The organism is Fulvivirga sediminis, assembly GCF_016757215.1.
Lineage (GTDB): Bacteria > Bacteroidota > Bacteroidia > Cytophagales > Cyclobacteriaceae > Fulvivirga > Fulvivirga sediminis.
In genome coordinates, this window is the sequence record NZ_JAESIY010000005.1 from 389,724 (window position 1) to 414,030 (window position 24,307).

At 37.1% G+C, this 24,307-nt stretch carries 23 protein-coding genes; 15 read left to right on the forward strand and 8 right to left on the reverse strand.

What is annotated here, in order from left to right; genetic code table 11:
• Window positions 1-64: 64 nt before the first annotated feature.
• Window positions 65-574 carry a SixA phosphatase family protein gene (locus tag JL102_RS11395; RefSeq protein ID WP_202244521.1) on the forward strand — a complete coding sequence of 170 codons (510 nt, stop codon included), beginning with the start codon at window positions 65-67 and terminating at the stop codon, window positions 572-574.
• Here JL102_RS11395 and JL102_RS11400 read toward each other — a convergent pair.
• The 3 genes from JL102_RS11400 to JL102_RS11410 all read right to left on the reverse strand — a co-directional run bounded on the left by JL102_RS11400 (window position 571) and on the right by JL102_RS11410 (window position 4,388).
• Complete coding sequence (locus JL102_RS11400) at window positions 571-1,485, reverse strand: glutaminase (protein ID WP_202244522.1); 915 nt, start codon at window positions 1,483-1,485, stop codon at window positions 571-573. The two genes, JL102_RS11395 and JL102_RS11400, sit on opposite strands and share 4 nt — an antisense overlap.
• A 116-nt stretch (window positions 1,486-1,601) precedes the next feature.
• Window positions 1,602-3,521, reverse strand: coding sequence for a CocE/NonD family hydrolase (locus JL102_RS11405; protein WP_202244523.1), 1,920 nt, complete (start codon window positions 3,519-3,521; stop codon window positions 1,602-1,604).
• 114 nt (window positions 3,522-3,635) lie between these two features.
• Window positions 3,636-4,388, reverse strand: a complete 753-nt coding sequence (locus JL102_RS11410; protein WP_202244524.1) for a biotin--[acetyl-CoA-carboxylase] ligase — start codon at window positions 4,386-4,388, stop codon at window positions 3,636-3,638.
• Between the two features lie 39 nt (window positions 4,389-4,427).
• Between JL102_RS11410 and rsfS the strand changes: the two genes are divergently transcribed.
• From rsfS to JL102_RS11450, 8 genes are all read left to right on the forward strand, one after another.
• Complete coding sequence (rsfS, locus tag JL102_RS11415; RefSeq protein ID WP_202244525.1) at window positions 4,428-4,805, forward strand: ribosome silencing factor; 378 nt, start codon at window positions 4,428-4,430, stop codon at window positions 4,803-4,805.
• Window positions 4,806-4,866: 61 nt separating this feature from the next.
• Window positions 4,867-6,915, forward strand: a complete 2,049-nt coding sequence (gene ftsH, locus JL102_RS11420) for an ATP-dependent zinc metalloprotease FtsH (RefSeq protein WP_202244526.1) — start codon at window positions 4,867-4,869, stop codon at window positions 6,913-6,915.
• An 85-nt stretch (window positions 6,916-7,000) separates the two neighbouring features.
• The gene (locus JL102_RS11425; protein ID WP_202244527.1) at window positions 7,001-7,774 is read left to right on the forward strand and encodes a UDP-2,3-diacylglucosamine diphosphatase; all 774 of its coding nucleotides are present in this window, start codon (window positions 7,001-7,003) and stop codon (window positions 7,772-7,774) included.
• Window positions 7,764-8,570 carry a hypothetical protein gene (locus JL102_RS11430; RefSeq protein ID WP_202244528.1) on the forward strand — a complete coding sequence of 269 codons (807 nt, stop codon included), beginning with the start codon at window positions 7,764-7,766 and terminating at the stop codon, window positions 8,568-8,570. The genes JL102_RS11425 and JL102_RS11430 overlap by 11 nt, the downstream gene beginning before the upstream one ends.
• A gap of 568 nt (window positions 8,571-9,138) precedes the next feature.
• On the forward strand, window positions 9,139-10,503 hold the full coding sequence (locus JL102_RS11435) for a sigma-54-dependent transcriptional regulator (RefSeq protein WP_202244558.1): 1,365 nt from the start codon (window positions 9,139-9,141) through the stop codon (window positions 10,501-10,503).
• Window positions 10,493-11,848 (forward strand): sensor histidine kinase, encoded by a 1,356-nt coding sequence (locus JL102_RS11440; RefSeq protein WP_202244529.1) that lies wholly within the window; start codon window positions 10,493-10,495, stop codon window positions 11,846-11,848. Before JL102_RS11435 ends, JL102_RS11440 begins: the two co-directional genes overlap by 11 nt.
• A 57-nt stretch (window positions 11,849-11,905) precedes the next feature.
• Window positions 11,906-12,139: an acyl carrier protein gene (gene acpP, locus JL102_RS11445; RefSeq protein ID WP_202244530.1), complete on the forward strand. Its 234-nt coding sequence runs from the start codon at window positions 11,906-11,908 to the stop codon at window positions 12,137-12,139.
• A 246-nt stretch (window positions 12,140-12,385) separates the two neighbouring features.
• Window positions 12,386-14,191, forward strand: a complete 1,806-nt coding sequence (locus JL102_RS11450; RefSeq protein WP_202244531.1) for a M61 family metallopeptidase — start codon at window positions 12,386-12,388, stop codon at window positions 14,189-14,191.
• Window positions 14,192-14,255: 64 nt separating this feature from the next.
• On the opposite strand, the gene tssO is transcribed toward JL102_RS11450, so the two are convergent.
• From tssO to JL102_RS11475, 5 genes are read right to left on the reverse strand one after another with little or no spacing between them, the layout of a single operon-like run.
• Window positions 14,256-14,759 (reverse strand): type VI secretion system TssO, encoded by a 504-nt coding sequence (gene tssO / locus JL102_RS11455; protein ID WP_202244532.1) that lies wholly within the window; start codon window positions 14,757-14,759, stop codon window positions 14,256-14,258.
• A gap of 19 nt (window positions 14,760-14,778) precedes the next feature.
• Entirely contained in the window at window positions 14,779-15,939 is a 1,161-nt protein-coding gene (locus JL102_RS11460) for a hypothetical protein (protein WP_202244533.1), read from the reverse strand.
• A gap of 4 nt (window positions 15,940-15,943) precedes the next feature.
• Window positions 15,944-16,927, reverse strand: a complete 984-nt coding sequence (locus JL102_RS11465; RefSeq protein WP_202244534.1) for a PKD domain-containing protein — start codon at window positions 16,925-16,927, stop codon at window positions 15,944-15,946.
• A 10-nt stretch (window positions 16,928-16,937) separates the two neighbouring features.
• Window positions 16,938-18,746, reverse strand: coding sequence for a type VI secretion system baseplate subunit TssF (locus JL102_RS11470; protein ID WP_202244535.1), 1,809 nt, complete (start codon window positions 18,744-18,746; stop codon window positions 16,938-16,940).
• A 10-nt stretch (window positions 18,747-18,756) separates the two neighbouring features.
• Window positions 18,757-19,188, reverse strand: coding sequence for a GPW/gp25 family protein (locus JL102_RS11475; RefSeq protein WP_202244536.1), 432 nt, complete (start codon window positions 19,186-19,188; stop codon window positions 18,757-18,759).
• Window positions 19,189-19,380: 192 nt separating this feature from the next.
• Between JL102_RS11475 and JL102_RS11480 the strand changes: the two genes are divergently transcribed.
• From JL102_RS11480 to tssD (JL102_RS11505), 6 genes are all read left to right on the forward strand, one after another.
• Window positions 19,381-19,989, forward strand: coding sequence for a C40 family peptidase (locus tag JL102_RS11480; protein ID WP_202244537.1), 609 nt, complete (start codon window positions 19,381-19,383; stop codon window positions 19,987-19,989).
• A 23-nt stretch (window positions 19,990-20,012) separates the two neighbouring features.
• Window positions 20,013-20,945 carry a hypothetical protein gene (locus tag JL102_RS11485; RefSeq protein ID WP_202244538.1) on the forward strand — a complete coding sequence of 311 codons (933 nt, stop codon included), beginning with the start codon at window positions 20,013-20,015 and terminating at the stop codon, window positions 20,943-20,945.
• A gap of 32 nt (window positions 20,946-20,977) precedes the next feature.
• Window positions 20,978-21,814, forward strand: a complete 837-nt coding sequence (locus JL102_RS11490) for a TssN family type VI secretion system protein (protein WP_202244539.1) — start codon at window positions 20,978-20,980, stop codon at window positions 21,812-21,814.
• Between the two features lie 103 nt (window positions 21,815-21,917).
• The gene (gene tssD, locus JL102_RS11495; RefSeq protein ID WP_202244540.1) at window positions 21,918-22,304 is read left to right on the forward strand and encodes a type VI secretion system tube protein TssD; all 387 of its coding nucleotides are present in this window, start codon (window positions 21,918-21,920) and stop codon (window positions 22,302-22,304) included.
• A gap of 1,127 nt (window positions 22,305-23,431) precedes the next feature.
• Window positions 23,432-23,818 carry a type VI secretion system tube protein TssD gene (tssD, locus tag JL102_RS11500; protein WP_202244541.1) on the forward strand — a complete coding sequence of 129 codons (387 nt, stop codon included), beginning with the start codon at window positions 23,432-23,434 and terminating at the stop codon, window positions 23,816-23,818.
• Window positions 23,819-24,036: 218 nt separating this feature from the next.
• On the forward strand, window positions 24,037-24,307 hold a 271-nt coding region (tssD, locus tag JL102_RS11505), incomplete at its 3' end, for a type VI secretion system tube protein TssD (RefSeq protein WP_317191636.1).

Consider the following 24,307-nt stretch of genomic DNA (forward strand, 5'->3'; position numbering starts at 1 on the left):
TGCTTATCTTTTCTATAGATTTTTTTAGCAAAATTTTTTATATTAAAGATACTAACCATATTGCATGAAGACACTATACATTATAAGACACGCTAAATCTAGCTGGAAGTACCATCATTTAGATGATATTGAGAGGCCATTAAATAAAAGAGGGAAGAGGGATGCTCCGGACATGGGTGAAAGATTGAGCGCGCTAAATATCATCCCTCATCTTATGATCAGCAGCCCGGCAAAAAGGGCATATGCTACTTGCAAAACGATAGCAAAGGCAATAGAATACCCTAAGGAAGCTATTAAAATAAATGAGAAACTATACCATGCCAGTGAAGATAGCCTCATGGATATCATTCAGGAAATTGATAATAGCAGGGATTCTGTCATGATCTTTGGGCATAACCCAGGCCTCACTCTGTTTGCTAATTCACTGGCTGACACTAACATTGAAAACATACCTACCTGCGGCATTTTCGCATGCTCGTTTGATGTAGACTGCTGGAAAGAGACCGATTTCGGTAAAGGTAAATTGATGTTTTATGATTACCCTAAAAAGGTAAGCAAAAGCGAAATCAATTAAAATATAGAAGTCCCTGTCATAGTAGTAAAAAGCTCAAGGGCCTTAAATCCTGCGAGCGAATTCCCTTTCTTATTCAAGCCTGGACTCCATACGGCAATGCTATACTCCGAAGGTAAAATAGCTGCAATGCCTCCTCCTACACCACTTTTACCAGGAAGACCTACACGAAAAGCAAACTCACCTGCTTCATCATAAAAACCACAAGTCTGCATGATGGCTGTTATCCTTTTAAACTGGCGCTCAGACAGAAATTTCTTATCGTTCCTTACTAGTTTACCGTGATTAGCAAACACCCTGAAGGCTTTGGCCAGCTCTGCACAAGTCATGGAAATAGAGCAAAAATCAAAATATAGATCCAAAACCTCCTCTACGTCATTATCTATATTACCATATGATTTCATCATATTCACCATGGCCGCATTTCTATAACCAAATGACTTTTCAGATCTGGCTATCTGCTTATCGTAATAAATATCATTTTGCCCAACTAGCTCTCGAATAAAATCTAAAAACTGCTGACGGGGGTCTTGAAGGTGAGTTATAAGTAGATCTGTTACTACTAACGCTCCTGAATTGATAAATGGGTTTCTGGGAATACCATTTTCATGCTCCAATTGCACCAATGAGTTGAAAGGGTCTCCCGAAGGTTCCACATTCACTCTTTCATACACTTTTTTACCAATATGACTCACACAATGAGCCAGCATAAATACTTTAGAAATACTTTGGATTGAGAATTTTTCTGTGGCATCTCCCACTGAATACGAGGAATCATCTAAAAAGAGCAGGTAAATACCAAACTTAGTCTTATCTACCTTGGCCAACTCTGGAATATAATCAGCCACCCACCCTTTATCTAATAAAGGAGCCACCTCTTGCCTTATTTCTTCTAGTATTTTCTGATAATCCATTGTACCCTTTTATAATTGAGGCGGCAAATTTAGGATATTAAAAGGAAAGGCCAATTACAGCGATGGGTTCATTTTGTGCACCCGAAGTTTGAACCTCCGGATGCACCAATGATAGATTATTTCTTATATAGCTCCAGCTCATCCGGCACCAGAAGAGAACTCTGCTTATCTCCCACCTCTACACTAGATGATCCAAATACCGTAATCTCTGCTTTCTGGAAATCTTTAGCATCTGCTTTATAGATATTTTCAACAAATTTTTGAGGGTTTCTATCTATGTAAGGAAACCAGGTGCTATGTATCTGAATCATAATACGATGTCCTTTTTTGAAAGTATGCAATATATCTTGCAGCGGAAAAGTCACATCTTCCACCTTACCTGGAGTAAACGGTTCAGGTTTAGCAAAACTATTTCTAAACCTACCTCTAAAGACCTCATGCCTCACCAGCTGCTGATAACCAGCCATAGTGACATTTTTAGGAGTAACAGGGTTAGCTTTAGCCGTATCAGGGTACACATCAATTAGTTTTACTATAAAATCAGCATCAGTTGTAGATAAAGCCACCTTAAGTTTAGCCAAAATCTCGCCTGCCAGAGTAACGTCATCTGTAAGCACATCTGTTTTAAAAGTAAGCACATCTGGTCTGCGAGAAGCATGGCGCTGATCGTCTGTCATAAACCTTCTTGGAGTAAATGTAACTGGTTCTATCTGTGAAGTATATGGCACAGGGTGACCAGGATCACTTGTATATTTAAAAGCAGCATCTTTATTTCCTTCCTCATTAATTAAAAGCTTACCATTTTCAGCAAAGCTCAATTTTACTGCAGGCATGTCTTTAGGGGGCCAGTGAGTAAATTGCTCCCATTTTTTAACACCTGTATCAAACATATAAGCTTCGGGAAGAGTCATATTACCTTCATTTTTCAGGTAATATTTGAAAAACGTCATTTCTATATTTTTCTGATAGAAAGTAGAGATGCTATCTCCAAAATAGATGTCATTAATAGCCTGGATACCTTTTTCTCTATACCAATCTCCATGGCTCCAAGGCCCCATTACAATGGTATTCTTCGCCTTATGGTTATTCTTTTCAATAGTCTTATAGATATTAAGAGGGCCATATAAATCCTCGGCATCAAACCATCCACCTACTGTCATCACAGCATTATCAATATCTTTTAAGTGTGGGAGTAAGTTACGTTTTTGCCAGAAATCATCATAATTAGGATGTTCTACCACCTGATCCCAAAAGAAATCTTCAGAATAATACTTTTCAGTTACATTTTTCAGCGGACCTAAAGCCATATTAAACTCATATCCATCAGACATATTCCCTGCGCTTCTGATTTTCTCCCATCCTTTGTTATACCAACTCTCTGAAGTTGGGCCATCTGTTTGATAACCAAAAACAGGAAAAGCCATTAAATAACTCTGTAATAACGCCCCCATATGATGAAAATCATCAAAGAAGAAGTCAGAAATTGGAGCTTGAGGAGAAGAAGCAACTAAAGCCGGGTGAGCCTCCGGAAGAGCTGCTGCTGTATAATGTCCTGGATAAGAAATCCCCCACTGACCTACTTTACCATTATTGTTTTTGATTTTCTTCAAAAGCCACTCTATAGTGTCAAAAGTATCAGAACTCTCATCTATTTGATCTTTATCTTTCTTCTTATTTCCTTCTATCTGAGGCCTCATGTTATCATATTCCCCTTCAGACATCCACCTTCCTCTTACATCCTGATAAACAAAAATGTACATATCTCTCATCAGATATTTAGAAGGACCTAAACTGGTTTTGTAATTATCCTCTCCATACGGCCCGGCACTGTAAGGAGTTCTGTGAAGCATGATAGGATATTTTTTAGACTTATCTTTTGGCGCATACACACAGGTAAACAACTCCACCCCATCTCGCATAGGGATGTGATATTCGTATTTCTCATAGTTGTCCCTCACAAATAATGAATCTAGATCTTGTGAAAAAACTGGCATTCCTATTATGAGGAAGAACAACATTATGAAAGCTCTCTTCATATGATTTCAAGTTTATAATTTATTAAACAATACCAGTGAAGTTGCTAATCATTTTGCATTGAGACAAATTATAAATGATGTTATGCCGCATGGCTTCCACCAGTGGTTAATTAATCAAATAATAAATTCCACTTCCTTAAAATCGAACTGTTGAATACCCTTTTTAGATTCCACTTCTAACTTCCCTTCCGGCGATACATCTGTTATTCTACCATTGAAGAGCTCACCATTAGCCCTATACAAATACTCCTCGCCAAACCGATATAGCTTATGCAGGTAATCTTTATGTAAACGTTCTCTATTGCCCGCTTTAAGGGTTAAATATCTTGTTTCTATATGCTGAGCTAAAGCTTCAAGAGCCTCTGGCAATGGCACAAATTCACCCGTTACCCGAGACAAGGAAATCGGTTTCTGTTCTTTAAAAATTTGCTGATTTATATTGAGCCCAATGCCTACTATAGAAGATTCAATGCGCCCTTGCCTTATACTATTTTGAATAAGTATTCCACAGATTTTACGATCGTGATAGTAAATATCATTGGGCCACTTCACCTGAAAGCCAGTACTAAACGTGTTTAAAAAGTCGCAAACTGCTAACGAAACGACCCTATTCAGTTCAAACTGCTGCTGCACAGACAGAAAAGTAGGTTTAAGGACAAGTGAAAAAGTTAGGTTTTTACCAGGTTCAGATTCCCACCCACTACCCCTTTGTCCTCTCCCATTTGTTTGATTTTCAGTAATTATCACTGTACCTTCAAGGGTTCCTTCACTCAAAAGCTCTTGAGCAATATCATTAGTGGAGTGACAAGATGGCAGGAAAACCAGGTTTTTCCCTATAAATAATGTTTTGGCAAGAATTTTATACAAGTATTTTTGTAGTTTTGTTTATGAAATCAAAGTTAATTAATGGATGTAAATAACACTTTAGCTCCTTCCGAAAAATTAAGCAGTATTGTAGTGAAGGGTATGCAGGAGAAAAAAGCCTCAGACATCGTAGTGATGGACCTTAGAAAGGTAAAAAATGCAATAGCGGACTTCTTTGTAGTATGTTCAGGAAGTTCTGACACTCAGCTCGATGCTATTGCCGATGCCGTAGATGAAGAAGTTCACAAAATTCTGGATCAAAACCCTTGGCACCAAGAAGGTAAAGCCAACAAGGAATGGATGCTCCTCGACTATGTCGATGTCGTAGCCCACATTTTCAAAAAAGATAAACGCGATTTCTACGCGATCGAAAACCTCTGGGGAGACGCTGAAATTACAGAAATAGAAGATATCTCCTAAAGAATGAAACCTTATACCTCCTTATGGAGTTTTGATGCTTAGATAATTTTTTACTATTGATATGCCAGATAAGAAAAGAAATATAATACCAAACAAGCCACAAAAGCCGAATTATCAGGTTTGGGTCATTGTAGTGCTAATCGCAGTGATCTTCGGAATCATGATTTTCAATAATTCCAGCACATTGGTTACTACTACCATGAGCAAATTTGAAGATATGATGATGAACAACGATGTACAAAGAGTTGTCATTATCAGAAATCAAAATTATGTTGAGATCACCCTTAAAGAAGATGCAGTACAAAATAGCAAATACAGCAAAGAGCTAGAAAACAATAGCCCTTTCGGAGTAAGCGGTGGGCCTCACTATAAGCTGAATATCGGCTCTGTAGATAGCTTTATCACCCAATACACTGAACTTAATGAAAAACTTCCTAGCGATCAGCAGGTAGACTATGAGGTTGATGACAAATCAGACATTACCAATTATATTTTTCAGTGGGGATTTTTCGTGTTCATACTTTTCGGTTTCTGGTTCTTAATGAGAAGAATGACTGGAGGTGGCGGACCTGGAGGTCAGATTTTCAACATCGGAAAATCAAGAGCTGCCTTGTTTGATGCAGAAAATAAGGTAAAAATAACTTTCGGTAATGTAGCCGGACTTGATGAAGCCAAAGAAGAAGTTCAAGAAATAGTAGAATTTCTTAAAAACCCTGGAAAGTTCACTAAGCTAGGAGGTAAAATACCTAAAGGTGCCCTACTTGTAGGCCCTCCGGGAACAGGTAAAACATTGCTAGCAAAGGCCGTAGCCGGAGAAGCTGGAGTACCTTTCTTTACTCTTTCAGGATCAGATTTCGTAGAAATGTTTGTAGGTGTAGGAGCCGCTCGTGTAAGAGACCTTTTCAAACAAGCGAAAGAAAAAGCACCTTGTATTGTATTTATTGATGAGATAGATGCTATTGGTAGATCAAGAGGAAAAGGCCAAATGCCTGGATCTAATGATGAGAGAGAAAATACGCTTAACTCACTTCTTGTAGAAATGGATGGTTTCTCTACTGATTCCGGGGTAATTATCCTGGCTGCTACCAACCGACCTGATGTGTTAGACTCTGCACTTATGCGTCCTGGCCGTTTTGACAGACAAATTAGTATTGACAAACCTGATATAGTAGGAAGAGAAGCTATTTTCAAAGTACACCTTAAGCCTCTTAAACTAGGACAGGATGTAGACCCTAAAAAACTAGCAGCACAAACTCCAGGTTTTGCTGGTGCGGAAATAGCTAACGTATGTAACGAAGCTGCTTTGATCGCAGCCAGAAGAGATAAATCAGCTGTGGAAATGCAAGATTTCCATGATGCCATTGATAGAGTAATTGGAGGACTGGAGAAAAAGAACAAGATCATTTCTCCTGAAGAGAAGAAAATAGTTGCCTATCACGAAGCAGGCCATGCCGTGGCAGGATGGTTCTTAGAGCATGCAGATCCTTTAGTAAAAGTAAGTATCGTTCCTCGAGGTGTTGCAGCATTAGGATATGCGCAATACTTACCAAAAGAGCAGTTCTTATACCAAACAGAACAGCTAATAGATGAAATGTGTATGGCACTTGGAGGTAGAGCAGCTGAAGAATTAGTCTTTGGAAAAATATCTACTGGAGCCCTTAGTGACCTTGAGCGCGTTACAAAATTAGCTTACAGCATAGTATCTGTATATGGTATGAATGACAAAATCGGTAATGTATCATTCTATGATTCAAAGCAATCTGACTATAACTTCACTAAACCTTATTCAGAGGCAACTGCAGAAACCATAGATCAGGAAGCTAGAAAAGTAATAGAAACAGCTTTCAAGAGAACTAAAGATCTACTTTCTCACAGAAATAACGAACTGGAAAAAGTAGCTCAGGAATTATTAGAAAAAGAAATTATTTTCCAATCTGACTTAGAAAGATTAATAGGAAAAAGACCTTTCGATCATCAAACCACTTATGAAGCATTTACTAATGGTCATAAGAAAGAAGAAGGAGATGCTGATGAAAACAAGGCTAACCCTGGCGCAAAAACATCTGCACCAGAAGATTCTACTATTCCTTTGAAAGACACGGATAACTAGAGATTAATAAAACTTTTATATGATTAAAAATCAGGCATTTTGTATGCCTGATTTTTTTTATTTTTAGGCTTTTGCAGATTTTGTGATGACAAAGACTATCACCGACCTTAACGGTAAATACATTTATTTCGCTTCAGACTTCCACTTAGGAGTTCCTAGTCATAAAGCTAGCTTAGAAAGAGAGTTGAAAATTATCAGATGGCTGGACTCTATTAAAACCGATGCCCATTCCATTTATCTGATGGGCGACATTTTTGATTTTTGGTTTGAATATAAGCATGCCGTACCTAAAGGCTTTGTGCGTATTCTAGGTAAAATAGCTGAAATAAGTGACTCTGGTATACCCATCATCTTTTTCACAGGCAATCACGACATGTGGATGTTCGATTATTTTGAAAAGGAGCTGAACGTAACCATTTATAGAAACCCTCTACAGCTGCTGGTAAATGATCAGAAACTGTTTATAGGACATGGAGATGGGCTGGGCCCCGGAGATCATTTCTACAAGTTTTTAAAGAAATTTTTCAACAGTAAACTTTGTCAATGGCTATTTGCCCGTATACATCCTAACCTAGGAATAGGCATTGCTAATGCGTGGTCTAAAAGGAGTCGCATTAGCAGCGGAGGCCATGGAGATGAAAGCTTTCTAGGAAAAGACAAAGAGCACTTATGGCAGTTCTGCATCTCCAAAGAAAAAGAAGAGCATCATGACTGGTATGTATTCGGACACAGACACCTGAAACTTAACCTTGAAGTTTCGGAAAATAGCAGGTATATTAACCTTGGTCAATGGGTAACTCAATATACATATGGCAAGTATGACGGCAAATCATTTGAACTACTCACTTTTGAAAACTAGCTGGGTCTACCTATTGCTCTTGCTATTCACTTCAGTAAAGAGCGTTGCCCAATCTTATTCGCTTATCAGCACTGTTCCCATCAATAAGCCGGAAGCAGTATCTATAGACAAAAGAGGCAATATTTATATCGCTGATAATTATGGAGAAGTAAAAAAATACCTGAAGGATGGTGAGTTAGATGCTAGTTTTTCCTCTCAAACTCAAGGACAGATAGATTTAATTGAAGCATGGAATCCTCTAAAAATATTCCTTTTTTATGAAGACCTGCAGCAGTACACCTTTCTTGACAGGTTCCTTACTACCCCACAAAATTTCTCCTTAAATGAATTATCAGATTTTAACAGATTAGCTACCCTAAGTTATGACAATAACCTTTGGCTGATAGATCTAGTAGATTTTAGCCTGAAGAAATACAATTTAAATATCAGACAATTTACGATAGCCACCCCGTTTGACCTATTACTTAACCCTGATGATTATGAGATTACCTTTTTGAGGGAATATCAGAACCTTGTTTTTTTTAGCGACATACATTCGGGTATTTATGTCTTTGACAACCTAGGAAACTATTTAAAGAAAATAGGCGCTACAAATGTTAATTACTTCAACTTTTTAGATGATGACCTCTATTTTATCGGTGCTAATGGAATGATAAAATTTATTAACATTTATAATCTCACTGAAAAAGAGCTCGAACTCAAGCCTATATCTGCTCGATATGTATTAGCATCAGCCACTCACTTGTATCTTATCAATGATAAGACCTTTGAGGTTTATGAAAAACAAGGCAAATAATAAAAATCAAATGAGTATAAATAAAAAAGAAGTGCTCCGGGTCAGAAGCACTTCCAAGGTCAAAAACTCAAAATAAATAGGATAAATTCTTAATTCATCCAATAACAACACTGCTAATATAACAATAAATAAATAAAAATAATTTAAACTGAATTGTTTTTACTTAACGCAGGTAATCATACTACAACCCATTAACTTTTATTCGTAATTTCAATTTACTATTACAGCAACCCACACATTTTCAGGTATATATCCTCCTACAAACTCGTACACTGTGATGCGCATAGTGCTGATTCAACTCAAAAAGTTAACAGAAATAAAACGCTTCATAGTTAATACACTTATTCCTCCTTCAAGAAAAAGCTTCAATAAATCATTCTCACCAAATTTTATTTCCCTTTATACTTAACATATGATAAATCGTCCGGTATCGTTCACTATATTTACGATATAGTACATAGTACAGCTACAAAAGTCCAAATTTGATAGATAGACCACCTGGCACAATTTTTAGTTTAGTCTTTAATTTAAATGAATACTTGTGGATAAAGAAATAGGCAAAATTCTGATGATAGATGATGATGAAGATGTTCTATTAGCAGCCAAGCTGTTGCTAAAAAAGCATGCCCATCAGGTTATTATTGAAAAAAACCCTAAAAAGATACCTTTCCTTCTGAATAATGACAGCTACGATGTCATTTTGCTTGACATGAACTTCAGCAAGGATATTACTAGTGGTAAGGAAGGTTTCTATTGGCTAAGTCAGATCCTAGAAAAGGACCCCTCAGCAGTAGTGATCATGATCACTGCCTTCGGAGATGTTGAAATGGCAGTAAGAGCCCTAAAAGAAGGCGCTACCGACTTTGTACTTAAGCCCTGGCAAAACGAAAAGCTTTTGGCCACCATTTCTACAGCTATAAAACTAAAAAAATCCTACAAGGAAGTAGATAAACTTAAAAAAGCCAAAAAACAGCTTGAAGAAGATATCAATCAGCCTTTTAAAGATATAATAGGGAATAGCCCTGCCATTCAGCAAGTTTTTAACCTTATAGATAAAGTAGCTAAGACTGATGCTAATGTACTCATACTAGGAGAAAACGGAACCGGTAAGGAGCTGGTAGCCAGAGCAATCCATCAAAGATCGCTTCGAAAAGACAACAGCTTCATTAGCGTAGATATGGGAGCCATAACAGAATCTTTATTTGAAAGCGAGCTTTTTGGTCATAAAAAAGGAGCCTTTACTGACGCTAAAGATGATCGTGCAGGAAGATTTGAGGTGGCAAACGGAGGCACTTTATTTTTAGATGAAATTGGCAACCTAAGCATGCCCCTACAATCTAAACTACTTACCGTTTTACAAAATAGACAGGTGACACGAATAGGCACCAACACCCCACTTAATATAGATATCAGACTAATTTGCGCTACTAATATGCCTGTAGAGGAAATGGTGCATGATAATACCTTTAGACAGGATTTGCTATATAGGATTAACACTGTAGAGGTAAAACTCCCTCCTTTGAGAAAAAGACTAGAAGACATCCCCCTCTTAGCTAATCACTTTTTAGGCATCTATGCAAAAAAATATAGAAAAGAAGTTACTAAGATCAATGCAGACGCACTAGTAAAACTGCAGAAGTACCACTGGCCAGGCAATATCCGCGAACTACAGCATGCCATGGAAAGAGCTATAATCATGAGTGATAATGCTGAGCTTGAAGATCAGGATTTCTTTTTTCTTAATAATGACAAGGCCAATAGCAATTCTCAAGATGGAAGCCTGACAGCAGATAGCCTTAACCTGGATGATATTGAAAAATCTGTGATAGAAAAAGCAATAAATATTCATGGTGGCAACATATCTAAAGCTGCTAAGGAACTGGGGCTTACCAGGGCATCATTATACAGACGATTAGAGAAGCATGGACTTTAGTAATGCTAAAAAGTCCATTCTATATAGGGTAGGCTTGCTTACCCTCACTATTTTCTTTTTCTCTTACCTCATATATAATGACGGCTACTTCGTTACTGAGGTGGTAGTATTAGGCCTGCTAGCGCTTCAGATCTATTCGATTACTACCCACCTGGAAAAGAATAACAAAGAAATCATCACGTTCCTCAACTCTATCAGACATGATGACATATCTTATACCTATAAAACTGATTTCAAAAATGAAGATACCAATAAGCTTAATGCCGAACTCAACAAGGTTTTAAAAGACCTGCGAGATGTAAGAAAGGAAAAAGAGGCCGATTACCAATACATGAAAAATATAGTACAGCATGTAGGTATTGGTTTAATAACTTTTAACAAATCCGGCGATGTGCATATAATCAATACTGCGGCAAAGAAACTACTGAGAATCAACCAGGTAGATAATATTAAAGATCTTTCCGTAGTAAGTGACAGTCTGGTTGATGTATTTACCCGCCTAAGAACAGGAGGCCGGGATTTATTAAGGCTCGAAATAGGTGGTGATATCGTTCAGCTAGCCGTATATGCCATAGAGCTTACACTTCGGGGAGAGGAATTCAAACTGGTATCTATCCAAAACATTCAGAACGAACTTGAGGAAAAAGAGATGGAGGCCTGGCAAAACCTGGTCCGAGTACTTACTCATGAAATCATGAACTCGGTAACTCCCATTTCTTCCTTGGCCAATACAGTAGAAGATGAATTGAACTTACAGCTTCATAATGACCAAGAAATTAATCATATATCTAATGAAGACATCGAAGACCTGCACCTAGCCGTACAAACTATCAAAAAAAGGAGCCAAGGATTAATACGTTTTGTGCAAGACTTCCGAAATCTAACACATATCCCTATTCCTAAAATTTCAGAAATACAGGTCAAAGATCTGCTGGAAGAAATGCTTGTATTCCTACAAAAGGAAATAAAAGATCATGGAGTTTGCACTACGGTAAGAGTTAACCCCACTAACCTAACTATTAATGCAGACAAAGACCTAATCGAGCAGGTGCTTATCAACCTAATAAAAAATGCCATTCAGGCTTTTGATGAGCAAACCAACAAACTGGTGGAACTTAGTGCGTACGTAGACGACAAAAGCAGACCTGTAATATCCGTAAGGGATAATGGTAACGGAATAGATGAGGAAGCCTTAGAAAAAATATTTATCCCTTTCTTTACCACAAAAAAAACAGGATCTGGCATTGGCCTGAGTTTATCAAGACAAATCATGAGACAACATCAAGGTATGCTCGGCGTAAAAACCAAATTAGATGAAGGTACAGAGTTCTTTCTTAGGTTTTAGAAGATAACTTTATTCTTTAGATTTACGCATTATTTTAACAACATATCCTAAAAACGAATGAACATTCAAGAAACCATTACCAAAATTTTAGTTGACAAGCTTGGAATAGCAGAAACTGAAGTTACCCCTGATGCAAATTTTGTAAAAGACTTGGGAATAGACTCACTTGACTACGCAGAACTGGTAATGGAATTTGAGCAGACTTTTGATATAAGAATACCTGACGAGGATGCCGAAAAGCTTCAAACCATTAACCAGGCAGTAACTTACATACAAGGCAAAATGAAGTAGTCTTTCCTTTATAGACGTATTATATCATGGCTTTGGTGTACCATTGAGCAAAACTATTTTACTCAATTAGTCTTCAAAGCCATACTACCTCCCCCTATAACAAAACCTCCACCCCCTCGAACCTCTGCAGGCTCCACAGTAGATAATGCATTAAATATGCTATAATTTTCTTTCAAAAACATTCCTGATTCCTCTTACAAATTGTAATTTTACCATTTATCATCTGAGTGTTAATTTTTCTTGATAATGAAATATTATTTATTAATTCTGACCCTATTTTTTTGGTCACAAATTTCCTTTGCTCAAATTGTTAACAATTACAAAATTTCCTTTGACAAAGCTGAGCATCATGAGGCCCATGTAGAAGCAACGTTCACCAACTTAAGAAGAGGTACTACCTCTCTCACTATGAGTAGAAATGTGAAAGGTGATTATGGCACACATGCTTTCGCTAAAAATATACATGACGTAAAAATAACTGATAGCAGAGGCCGGGACATCAAGTCTGTTTCTAGACCTAATCTCTCACAGTGGGATGTAACGGGCCATGACGGAACAATACATGTAGAGTACAATTTATTCGCAGATCAAGCGGATGGCATTTTTTCTCAAATAGATGAAACCCATGCCTTACTGAATAATCCATCGGCATTTATGTATATAGAAGCAGTGGAAAGCCGACCAATCGAAATTAATTTTGAATTGGGAGAAAGAAACTGGAGAATAGCCACCCACATGTCAGAGGTGAGCAAAAACACCTATTTAGCGTCTAACCTGCAAGACTTTATGGATAGCCCGGTGCTATTAAGTAACTACATACTAAGAGAGCGCAAAGTAGGTGATACAGGCAAGCCTCAAACTATTAAAATGGCTCTTCACTATTATGGTACTGATCAGGAAGCCGACGATTTTTTTGATACTGTAATGAAGGTACTAACAGAAGAAAGCAAAATATTTGGAGGCTTTCCCATCTTTGAAAATAATGAATACCTATTTCTCGCCTGTTTTATGCCGCAGGTTTCTGAAGGAGGAGTCGCACATCGAAACTCTGCGGTAATCACCTCACCTACCAGCCTGGCCTACGGAGGAGTAGAAAAGAAAGTTGAAGTGTTTTCAAGGCAATTTATGCACGCCTGGAACAAAGAACGTATTACTCCTCTAGGTTTAAAACCTTTTAACTATCAAAATCAGAATTTAACTGAAGAGCTTTGGTTTACTGACGGCTTTTCTGAGTATTTCACTCAGCTAGCCCTATGCAGATCAAAACTCATCACTCCAGAAGAGTTGATAGCTTCATTTTCCAACACCTACAACAGGGTATGGGGATCTTCCAACTCCAAATTAAATGCTATTGAATACAGCAGAAAAGTCAACTTCGCTTTCCAAAAATCTAAAAATGAGAATACCTCTTATCTACCTCATAGAGATTATGGCTTCTTGCTCGCACTTGCTCTAGACATGACTCTTCGTAACAAAAGCAGTGAGCTAAGTCTGGATAATTTTATGATGCTTTTCTGGACTAAATACGGTAAAACGGAAATTAACTTTAGCAATGACAATCTCTACATTACTCTTAGAGAATATGCAGGGAAAGCTCTGGCCGACAAATTTTTTGAGAATTATGTGTATGATAATGACATACCTAAATATGATAAACTATTGGAACAAGTAGGCCTATACCTACGTCCTTTAGAAACTCCTTATATCGGAGCACAAGTAGAGTTCACTCAAAATGGAACAGCTCAAGTAGCTGAATACACGGTAAAAAACACTCCTGCTTACAATGCCGGCCTAGAAAAAGGCGATATTATAATATCAATAGGTGGTAGTACTTTCTCTAACAGAGAGCAATTTGAAGAGACTATGAGCCTACTAAGCTCTGAAAAGTCTACAGAGATAGAATATAGAAGAAATGGCAGAACCAGAACCGAAGAAATCGACATTGAAACTAATCCAGAGGTGGAATTCGGATTATTTCCTGAACCCAAAGAGAAAGAACTGACAGCTCGTAATCAATGGCTTAATGGAGATCTTCCCAGCACTATAGAATAAAAAAATGCCTCTGTGATTGAATCAATCACAGAGGCATTCTCATTTTAACTAGTCCTTCTATTCTTTATCGGCGCATAGCATCCAGATATCTATTAGCCTGCTCCAATTCTTGGTTTACCCTTTCTAGCTCCTCCTCATACTCTTCTAGCTGAGCATCTACCTCCTCGTACTCCTTCAACTTGTTCTTGGCTGCCTGCAAATCAACATATGACTTTACAATATTGCTATACATATCATATCTAAAGGTAGAATCTTCCTTAGGTATCGATTTTTGTAAATCTACAATCTTTGCATTCAGCAGTGCATTAACATATTGAATATTCTGCCCTGGCGCATCCAAAGAATCTATCAGCCCCCTAATTTCGATCAGTTGTGAAGAGAACTCCTTCTGATACTCCATTTCCGATTCTATTACTTTAGCCTGGACCCTTAACACTTCATTCTCCTTAGCAGGAAGCGTATCAAAATCAAAGAAAATAGTTACTACTATTACACAAACTGTAAATACAAAAAGTACTGCAAATTTTATTACACTATTTCTTCTATCCTTACTGTTTTCCGGTTTCATTTATGCTGGTCTTATTATTTTAATCTAACAAAAAACTCCTTCTGCTCTTCACTTCTGGCTTAGCTATCACCTCTTCTTTCACAAATATGTTCGAATCTGTTTTCTTACCTATGTATTCTAGTTCGTGCAGCTTTTTGTACAAAGCAAGCATCAGTTTACTAAAGTTTGCCACTTTGTTAAGAGCAGAATTTATGTCTGTATGCTGGTAATTGAGCTCTATCATTTCGGTAAGGGCATTTTCAAACGCTCCCTGATTCACATCACACCAATCAGAAAGATAGTTAAGCAGTTCTTCTTTACCAGTACCAGCATAAATATCAATACTGTTTTTAATCACTCTAGCCAAAGACATTAACTTAGCTATGGTAGAAACTGGCGGAGCATACTTATCCTGCAAGCGATATTCTGTAATCATGCCTCCCACATATTGCAAGGTGTTTTCACAGAGAGACATAACCATTCTGGCAAGGTCATTATTCTGTTTCTTCTGATACACCTTATGGATTACGCTCATAGAGTAATTTTCTAAAGCATTAAAGAAGGTACCTATTTCAGCATGTGTATACACCAGGTCTGGATGACTGGCAATAGACACACTAGGGGGAATGAAATCTTCAGCTAAGTAAGGCTGTTCACCTTCTAAATTTACGATCTTACCTATAGTCAAGTGATATGCCCCAAACTCCTCTAAATTAGCCTGTTGCTTACTTATAATACTTAGGCTATACTCAGGAATAGCATAGGGGTGCCTTGGAGGCTCCTCATTAGGATCGGCATCCCCTATAGGAATTCTTTTGTATGGATTAACACTAAGCACTATCAAGTACTCTGTCTGATCATCATCTATGGATTGATTAACGGAAAGACTCTTGCCCTGCCTCTCTAAAAAGCCAGATATTTCTGGCGTGATAGAAATTAAGCAGCCGCCTAAAGTAATAGCTCTGCACTTTATTAGCTTTACCTGAACATTACTCTGACCATCAAGAGAAAACATAAGCCTTACGCTATCCTCCCCTTCAGAAGCTGGAAGCAAGCCATAACTATTGGGACTTAATCCACTCATGCCAATATTATGGGAATATTGCATCAGTGCATTTTCGGTATCAATAAATCGATCTTTATTGATTTTCATACCGTCTACCCAATTAACTCTTAAGTAATTACCATCTACCTTTTCCATATCACTAAAACAGTTTTGTTGAATATCGTATAGTAATGTACTCTACACAATTGTTCTTTTTATTTCTAAATAATTCAAGCTCCTTAATTTTAAGCTTCTTCCCTTTAATTTTCTCACAGAACTCTACGAACGTGGTCTTTTTTCCTTTAGCAGACATAGGCATCTGTAGATTATCACATATATATTCGCTAAAATCCTTAGCACTAGCCTTTTCATCTGCCACCTCTAAAAGCTTCGCACCAAAATCTCGGGTACTAATGTCTGGCGCTCTAAACTCTTCCTTAGGTTCTTCCTTGAGTTCCTTAGGTTTGTATTTAATTGAAGGAGGAGCTTCTGCCTTCTTCTTCACTACCGTCTTTTTAAGCTTGTGCTCTTTAATAACAGGCAGTACATTTATCTTCTTCTTTGTGGCATATCGTACATCTCCATTAACTACCAAAGAGATAGTCTTCAAGCCCGGTTCCTGATAAACATAGGAAGGATTCTGCTCAGTAGAGTTTACTTCTGCAGTTTCACCGAACCTCCATTCCCAAGATTTTGCAGCCTTAGTCTCGTCCTTAATCTTCAATGTCTCTCCCACTCTGATAGATTCTGGAATAGAAAATGTTGCCAGAAGAGTGGAATCTAAAATAAAGGCCTTTTCCAATATGGTGATATTAGCAAATCCCTCGCACCTGCCATCGAGCACTAAACTCACCTCATACTCTCCTGGTCTATCATAAATATGAAAAGTGGAAGAACCCGACTCTACCTTAGAACTATCACCAAAATGCCATTCTCTACTTCCTTTTTCAGTAGTCTTATCTACAAAACGTATTATTTCACCTACCCTAAAATTATTGGCCTCTACCTCAAATTCTACAGGCACACATGGCTTGTTAGTAAAATATCTGTACGCAAATACTGAAGATGAAGCCAGAATGGTGAAGATGAAAAATAAAATAACACTCTGGTCAATATGATTATTCTTAAAAGAATTCGCACCCATTGCAAAAAAATTATTTTAGTACTGTAACGAAATAAGGAAAAACGCTCAGCGATTGCTTCTCCAAGATATTTAATAGGTTACTTTTTATAGCATCCCACTCATAGTCTGAAACCTCTTCATTCTGGCTTGCCGTTAAAGAAATCTCCATAGTGGGTATTAACCCTTTATTATTGCCAACACTATTTTTAAAAACTTTCTTAATTTCAACTTGCTCCACCTTATTCCCACACAGCTCAAAACAAAGCGCCTTTACGTCTTCTTTAGTAACTATTCTGTTTCTAGTTAGCAATGCCCTTCTATATGCCTGTAGGCGTTCTTCTGTATTCAGTGCGTTTTTCCCTTGAAAAGTAGAAGTAAGAAAAACACCTTTTTGTCGCAACTCACTCCCCTTGTAGGTCTGCAAAGCTGATCCTGTTTTGATATGATTAGCCTCTTCGCCATTAGTAACCCAGTACTCTACCAGCAATGTATCTTTAGGCTTGTACGGCTTTATGGTTAAATAATTCGTTTCAGCAACATATTCATTGATATCAATAAGCTTCTTTTCTAATGAAGCTATATTTTGATTGAGCTTTTTTACTATCGTCTGCAAGAAATCATTTCCATATAAACTAAAGGCTGCACTCTCATCCTTTAGCAAATCCACCATATGAAGCAGATATTCTCTCGCTTTTCTAGAATCAAGCTTACCTAAATTATCTCTTCTCAGCTCATAGGTACCTTTCTCCTCCTGCCCTTCCGTGTTTTCCTTATGGTAATATTGCTGTCCAGACGTATTAGTCACACTTTTTACATCCAAGAACATATCAAGCGTACTTACCGGAACTATATCTATAAAATCTTTCAGTTGATAGGAAACCAACTGCTGATTTCTGTTAATGACCGGAAAAGCATTAAATGAACAAAAAACATTCTTCAACACAGTATTACTTATCACACTAGGGAAGACCACTTTAATCCAACAAACCTCTTCCAACTCCGCACCCCCGGCGCTCATCACTTCATCGGGGACCTTGGCACCTTTATCTAGCATCACCGAAGAATTTATGGTCACAAAATGTTTTGCATATATCTTCTTTACATCAGATTCAATATTTCTGGTCTTATCAGGCGTGGCAGAAAATAAGGCCTCGAGGTCTTTCATCTCCTCTAGCTCATTATCTTTATAACCTACCGAAATGTTAATACGCTCTTCCTGATAGAAAAACTCCGCTTGTCGCAAGTGATGGTAGAACAACTCCCTATCTTGCACATCCATAATCTCAAAAAACAGCGAAGTATTGATCAAGTCTACGTTGTCATTACCAGGCTGTATACCCAGATATATCGTAGACGGGCTAGGTGTAGACTCAGCGCTTACTTCTTCAGAGACAGATGTTAAGGTTTTCATCTCCACCTGATACATATCATGATCACAAAGCATATGCGTAATAGCGGCATTCACCAACTTGAACTCCTGCACTGGCGAGAAAAATATATTTTTTAGGTTAGCCTCATCTCCACCAATCTTTTTATTATAATAAAAAAGGTTTTCCGGCTTTATATCACTATCACTAGCCACTGGCATAACGTGAGCTATGCCATGAGCAGGCCTTACTCCATATAAAGTTTCAGGAGTCATGAGCTGCACTAGCTGCTCTGTAATTCGGCTTTGAGAATTATTTACTTCACTCGATATTTTTGCTACTTCTGTAGCACAAGCATCTATAAGTAAAGTTACTAACGGATCAAAGGATGTTTCTATCTCATTAGGCTGAACTCCCCACAATGAGGCAGCCCTTTTAATCATCCTGTTTTTTATTTCACTGGTCTTGTTCAAAATCGTCTCTTTAATAAGATAGCGGCGCTATGTAAAACTTATCATAAAAAGAAAAAGGCTCATTAGTAGCTCTAATCACCGCCCTAAGAGATATTTCTAATCTCTTCTTAACGCGGAATTGATCGTACAGGTGTTCAAACTCATCCTCAATGATCAATACGCTAATATCTAAGTCCTTAATCCTTGTTTCTTTGCCAGCTATACTCGTTAAAAGCGAATTCGTAATAATATTTTTTAATTTTTGATTTGAAGTAAGGTTATCGAAATCCATCTCCCAAATTATAGATCCAAAAGAATCGTCAAATGCACATTCTCCAAACTGAGAAGTCATGATAAGTCGAATAAAATTAGAAATAGAGGCAGATAGATCACACCTGTCAGCTTCCTTTTTAGATACAATATCAGAAGTATTCAAAGGAAATTTATAAAAAGAGCTTAACATAAAAAATGTACCTAAGTAAAAAAATGTCTCAACTGTCAAAAGCCAAAAATATGACACATCTCAGAAAAAATCGAATACAAAGGTATTAATTTTTAATATTTCCAAACCTTAATCTCAAAAAATAAAATAATTCCCCTAACGAGAGGAAAAAACTTTTGATGTATATTATCTTTGGAAAAATCATGTGGGGAAATGAATTCTAATTGCAGAATATTTTTTTTAGTTGTTTTATTGGCAGGTATACAAGGGTGCAAGAGTCAATCATCCCTATCACATCTAGACGATAATGATGTAGATCCTCAACCCGAAGAGCCTACCATACTTCCTATTCAGGAAAAGTATGGTGAGATAATAGGAGTCCCTCCTGAAAAGGTTACTAATCTGGATTTATATGAGTTTATTGAATCATGGATAGGCACTCCATACAAAATGGGAGGAGAAGACAAAGCGGGTATAGACTGCTCTTTCTTTGTACAATACCTTTATCATGACGTATACAACAAGCTTATTGAAAGAACCGCCGAAAGGCAATTTATGTCACCTGACACTGATAAATTTAGAGGTCAGGAATATTTACAAGAAGGTGACTTACTCTTTTTCAATAGCGAGGGTGCTCAGTACCTACCTATAACACACGTAGGTGTATACTTAGATAATCAGCGTTTTGTACATGCTGCTTCTAACCATGATGCAGAAGGGCATAGCGGCGTGCAAATAAGCAACCTCTCTGATAGCTACTGGCAAAAAATGTTTGTAGCAGCAGGCAGGAAGCCCATAAACACAAGCGCAGAAAATAATTAAATTATATTATCCAGACAGCAAAAATGGAAAAGGATAAAATTAAAAAAGTTTACAAAGAGCTACTTCTTTTTTACCAGCATCTAAGAGCTGAGGTATTAGTCTCTGAAGCTTTAAAAAACTCTGAGTTAGATTATTCTGACATCGACATATTTAATAAGGGCACCTTTTCCCGCTCATATCGAACTGACATTATAGATGTCAATTTTTTCAGCCTGCTAGAAGCTCCTCCAAAAATACAGCTAAACTTAGCACGTAACAGCCTATATGACCTGCTGCCAGAAGGCTTCTTTCATGAAAAAATAAAAGACAATGATGGCAACGACTATAAAAAAATACGCAGGAAATATAAAGAGGAAGAAAAAAGTGCCAGAAGCTTCTTCGCTCCTATTGAGAATGAATTATTTGTTCAGAAAGTAAAAATAGAGCAAAAAGAGAGGCAACTAGTTGATGACTTCAACAATCTTAATGATGATTTTCTGATTCGTTTTTGGGGCTTAAATCCTGATATTCCTGTAAAATATAACCTGAGACTGCTAAAACTTCTGCCTCTTGCTTATAAAATAGCGGGTAAAGAAGCCCTTACCGCCCTGGCGTTAGAAAAGGTGATTAACGAGAAAGTTACTATCACCAAAAATTTTAGAAAGTACGATTTTAATAACGGCAAAACCCAAAACAATAAACAAGACTATAAATTAGGCGTAGATTTTATTCTTGGAGATGAAGAAGACGAGGTTTTATACCCTTACTATGATGTAGAAATAGGGCCAGTTCATAATGATAACATACATCACTTTTTAGAAGGAGGTATATTATCTAAAGTTACTAACATATTTTTTGACTTCTTTATTCCTCTGGAGGTAGAAACCACGCTTAATATACTTAATTACAAACATGAGGCTGAGTTCCTGCTTGATGATGATCACACGCCAATGCTTGGACTCAACACTCGTTTATAATTTTTAAATATTTTTTAACCTTAAATACAACCATGATAACGCTGGGAATAGTATTACTTATTATCACGGCATTACTAATGACAGTAGTGACCAAACTGAAAAAGCTCTTCCTTAAAGACGCTAAGAAATTCTTCATCTACATGCTAGTAGTCATAATACTCTTTGGAGTAACGGGCTTTCTGGCTAGCGACAACGTACTACAGAACTTACCTATCAATAACTTCATAAGCTTTCAAGTAGTATTCTTCCTTTTAGGAGTATTACATGTATTTGGCTTACGAAAGATCTTTACTAACCTTTCAGAAAAGCCGGGTAGCTTCTGGGCTGAATTCCTATTTACTATAGTTACAATTTTTATAGGCATGATAGGCTTCATGTTTATCTGTGATTTATATAAGCCTTATTATACCTTTACTTTTTTACTTAGCACCACCCCATTCATCATCCCCTTGCTGATAGTAAAATTATTTGAATTTGCACTTTTGGTACCTACGCCTATCTACAAAAAATGGTTTTATCCTGCCGGAGTAACGATAAAAGAGCCTAAAGAAGATGAATTAGTCAATCCCCTGGTACTTTCTTTTGAGTTTGAAAAAGGAGATAACTCAACAGAGTTTAGCAACTTCCGGTTAAAAGCCCCTGAAAGAATGGAATTTGGAAAGCTATTCTACTTCTTCATTAATGACTACAATGAAACCCACCCCGGCAATGGCATCACTTATTTAGATAAGGATAACAACCCTACAGGCTGGATATTTTACACAAAACCCAACTGGATGGGCACTCCAAAGTTCATCAATTATAACAAAACCATAGAAGCGAACAACCTAAAAGAGAATGATGTGATTATTTGCGAAAGAGTTTCTTGAAATATATTGAATAACTCTTTTTATATTCGCACATAATTCAAACCGTCCGGTTTATTACAGATAGAGAATTTATTATAATTATACATATCTAAATTTTATTATTATGTCTTTTAAAGCTAAACTTAAAGTTGCAGGCAAAGAGTACAATGTGCTTAGTTGTAATTATGGCCTAAGCCAAGAAACTGACGCTACTGGTCGTCCTTCTGCTGTTACCAGAGGTGGTATGATCACTATTACAGTAGAATCTACAGCTGACACTAGCCTTTCTGACTGGATGTTTAACAACTTTGAAATGAGAAATGGCTCTATCGTATTCTTAAAAAGAGATACGGATGCTACTTCTAAAGAATTAATTTTTGAAGATGCTTATGCTGTAAAGTATAAGGAAAACTTCGATGCCATAGGCAGAAATGCTATGACAGAAACTGTTACCATCTCAGCCAGAGTAATTAAAATTGGCGATGGTCAGCATGAAAATGCTTGGGTGTAAAACCTGGTAAATCATAAGTTGAGAGGCTTTATCAGAACTATTTAGTTTTGATAAAGCCTTTTTTTATACAGAAGATTTACATAAAGTGGAACTTGCTGATACCAGAATAAAACGGCTAACAACAGCCTTCTAAACTTGATTAAAATCATCCTTGCCTCAACGGCGTGGAGGGCTGTGATCTCATGCTCATGGTTCATCCACTACTTACTAATCAGTGATTGGAAGGACTTCTGCTAATAACATGCATAGATCTCTCCTTGCGTCGAGATGACTCCTGGGGAAGTAAAAAAAGCTGACACAATTCAACTAGATCATGAATCAGTGCCGATCGTCTATCTTTCGACGTAACTCAAACTGACTAGCCAGCGCTTGCATCTTGCTGTACCTTCGTGAGGTCAAAGAAGATTAAAAAACAGGTTTTTCTCAAGCTCTTAGTGGTAGTTCATCACTATGAAATACTCATGTGAGCGGAAGACCTTACAGCAAGAAAGATTTTTTTGTTACTTTTTTGATCGATTGCAAAAAAGTAACGAAACTAGGTTATGGAATGCAGAAAGCTAATTGAAGGTGCAATGATTTGAAAGACTTCTGCTAATTACATGCATAGATCTCTCCTTGCGTCGAGATGACTCCTGGGGAAGTAAAAAAAGCTGACACAATTCAACTAGATCATGAATCAGTGCCGATCGTCTATCTTTCGACGTGACTCAAACTGACTCGCCAGTGGTGGTATCTTGCTATACCGTCGTGAGGTGAGAAAAAATTGAAAATCAGAATTTTATAACCTCACTCCACATTAGTCTATGTTCGAACTTCAAAATAGCCTATAATTCAGAGAAAATTGAATCATGCACTTCACTCTCTTTTTTCTAAGCCAAACAAATCAAACTTGGATTATTCTAATTTTTTAAAAAATTTTACACAAATTGAAATTTTTTATTTAGCCCAAAATAAAATTTATTACCCTATACATCAGTTATTTATAAAATAAAATACACAATAACGGTTACCTTTTATCAATGTTCAAATTTTTTGGAAAAATTTTTTTTTCATAGTTTCGAGTCGTGCAAGTCACAATCATTATTATAACTATTTTATTATTATTATAAATTTTAAATTTTATTACTATGTCTTTTAAAGCAAAATTGAAAGTTGGTGGAAATGAGTACAACGTATTAAGCTGCGACTATGGCTTAAACCAAGAAACTGACGCCACTGGCCGTCCTTCTTCTGTTACCAGAGGAGGCATGATTACCATAGAGGTAGAGTCTACTGCAGATACTAGCCTTTCTGATTGGATGTTCAATAACTTTGAAATGAGAGATGGTTCTGTTGTTTTCCTTAAGAGAGACACTGATGCTACCTCTAAGCAGTTAGATTTTGAAAACGCATATGCCGTTAAGTATAAAGAAAATTTCAATTCTTCTGGCGATAACCCTATGACAGAAACTATTACTCTTTCTGCAAGAGTAATCAAAGTAGGTAATGGCGAGCATGTAAATGAGTGGGTGTAATTTTTTCCACCTTAATTAAAGTATAATTGAAGAGGTTGTTCCAAAAGTAGCTGCTTATGAGCAAAGGTCACATTGCGACACTCGAATAATAATTTCGAAACACTCAATCTGACTTAAAAGCGACTTTTGACGCAACCTCTTTCTTTTGTTGTCTAAATAGGCTCTATATAAAGCCAATTTATTTTTTGGCCATTTCTTATTTAAACTTATTTACTATCATGTCTTTCTTAGCAAAGCTGACTTTAGATGATGAGGAGTTCAATATTTTAGAATGTGACTTTGGTTTAAAACAAAGCACTGACGAAACCGGAAGACCCAGCGCCAAACCCCGGGGTGGACTCGTACAATTAGTCATAGAATCTAATGTGAAAATCGATTTTTTCGAATGGATCTCATCTGGCACCGCCACTAAATCGGGCGAAATTACTTTTTTTAGAAGAGACAATGTCTCTAGCCTCAAGAAGCTAGCCTTCAAAGAAGCTTACTGTG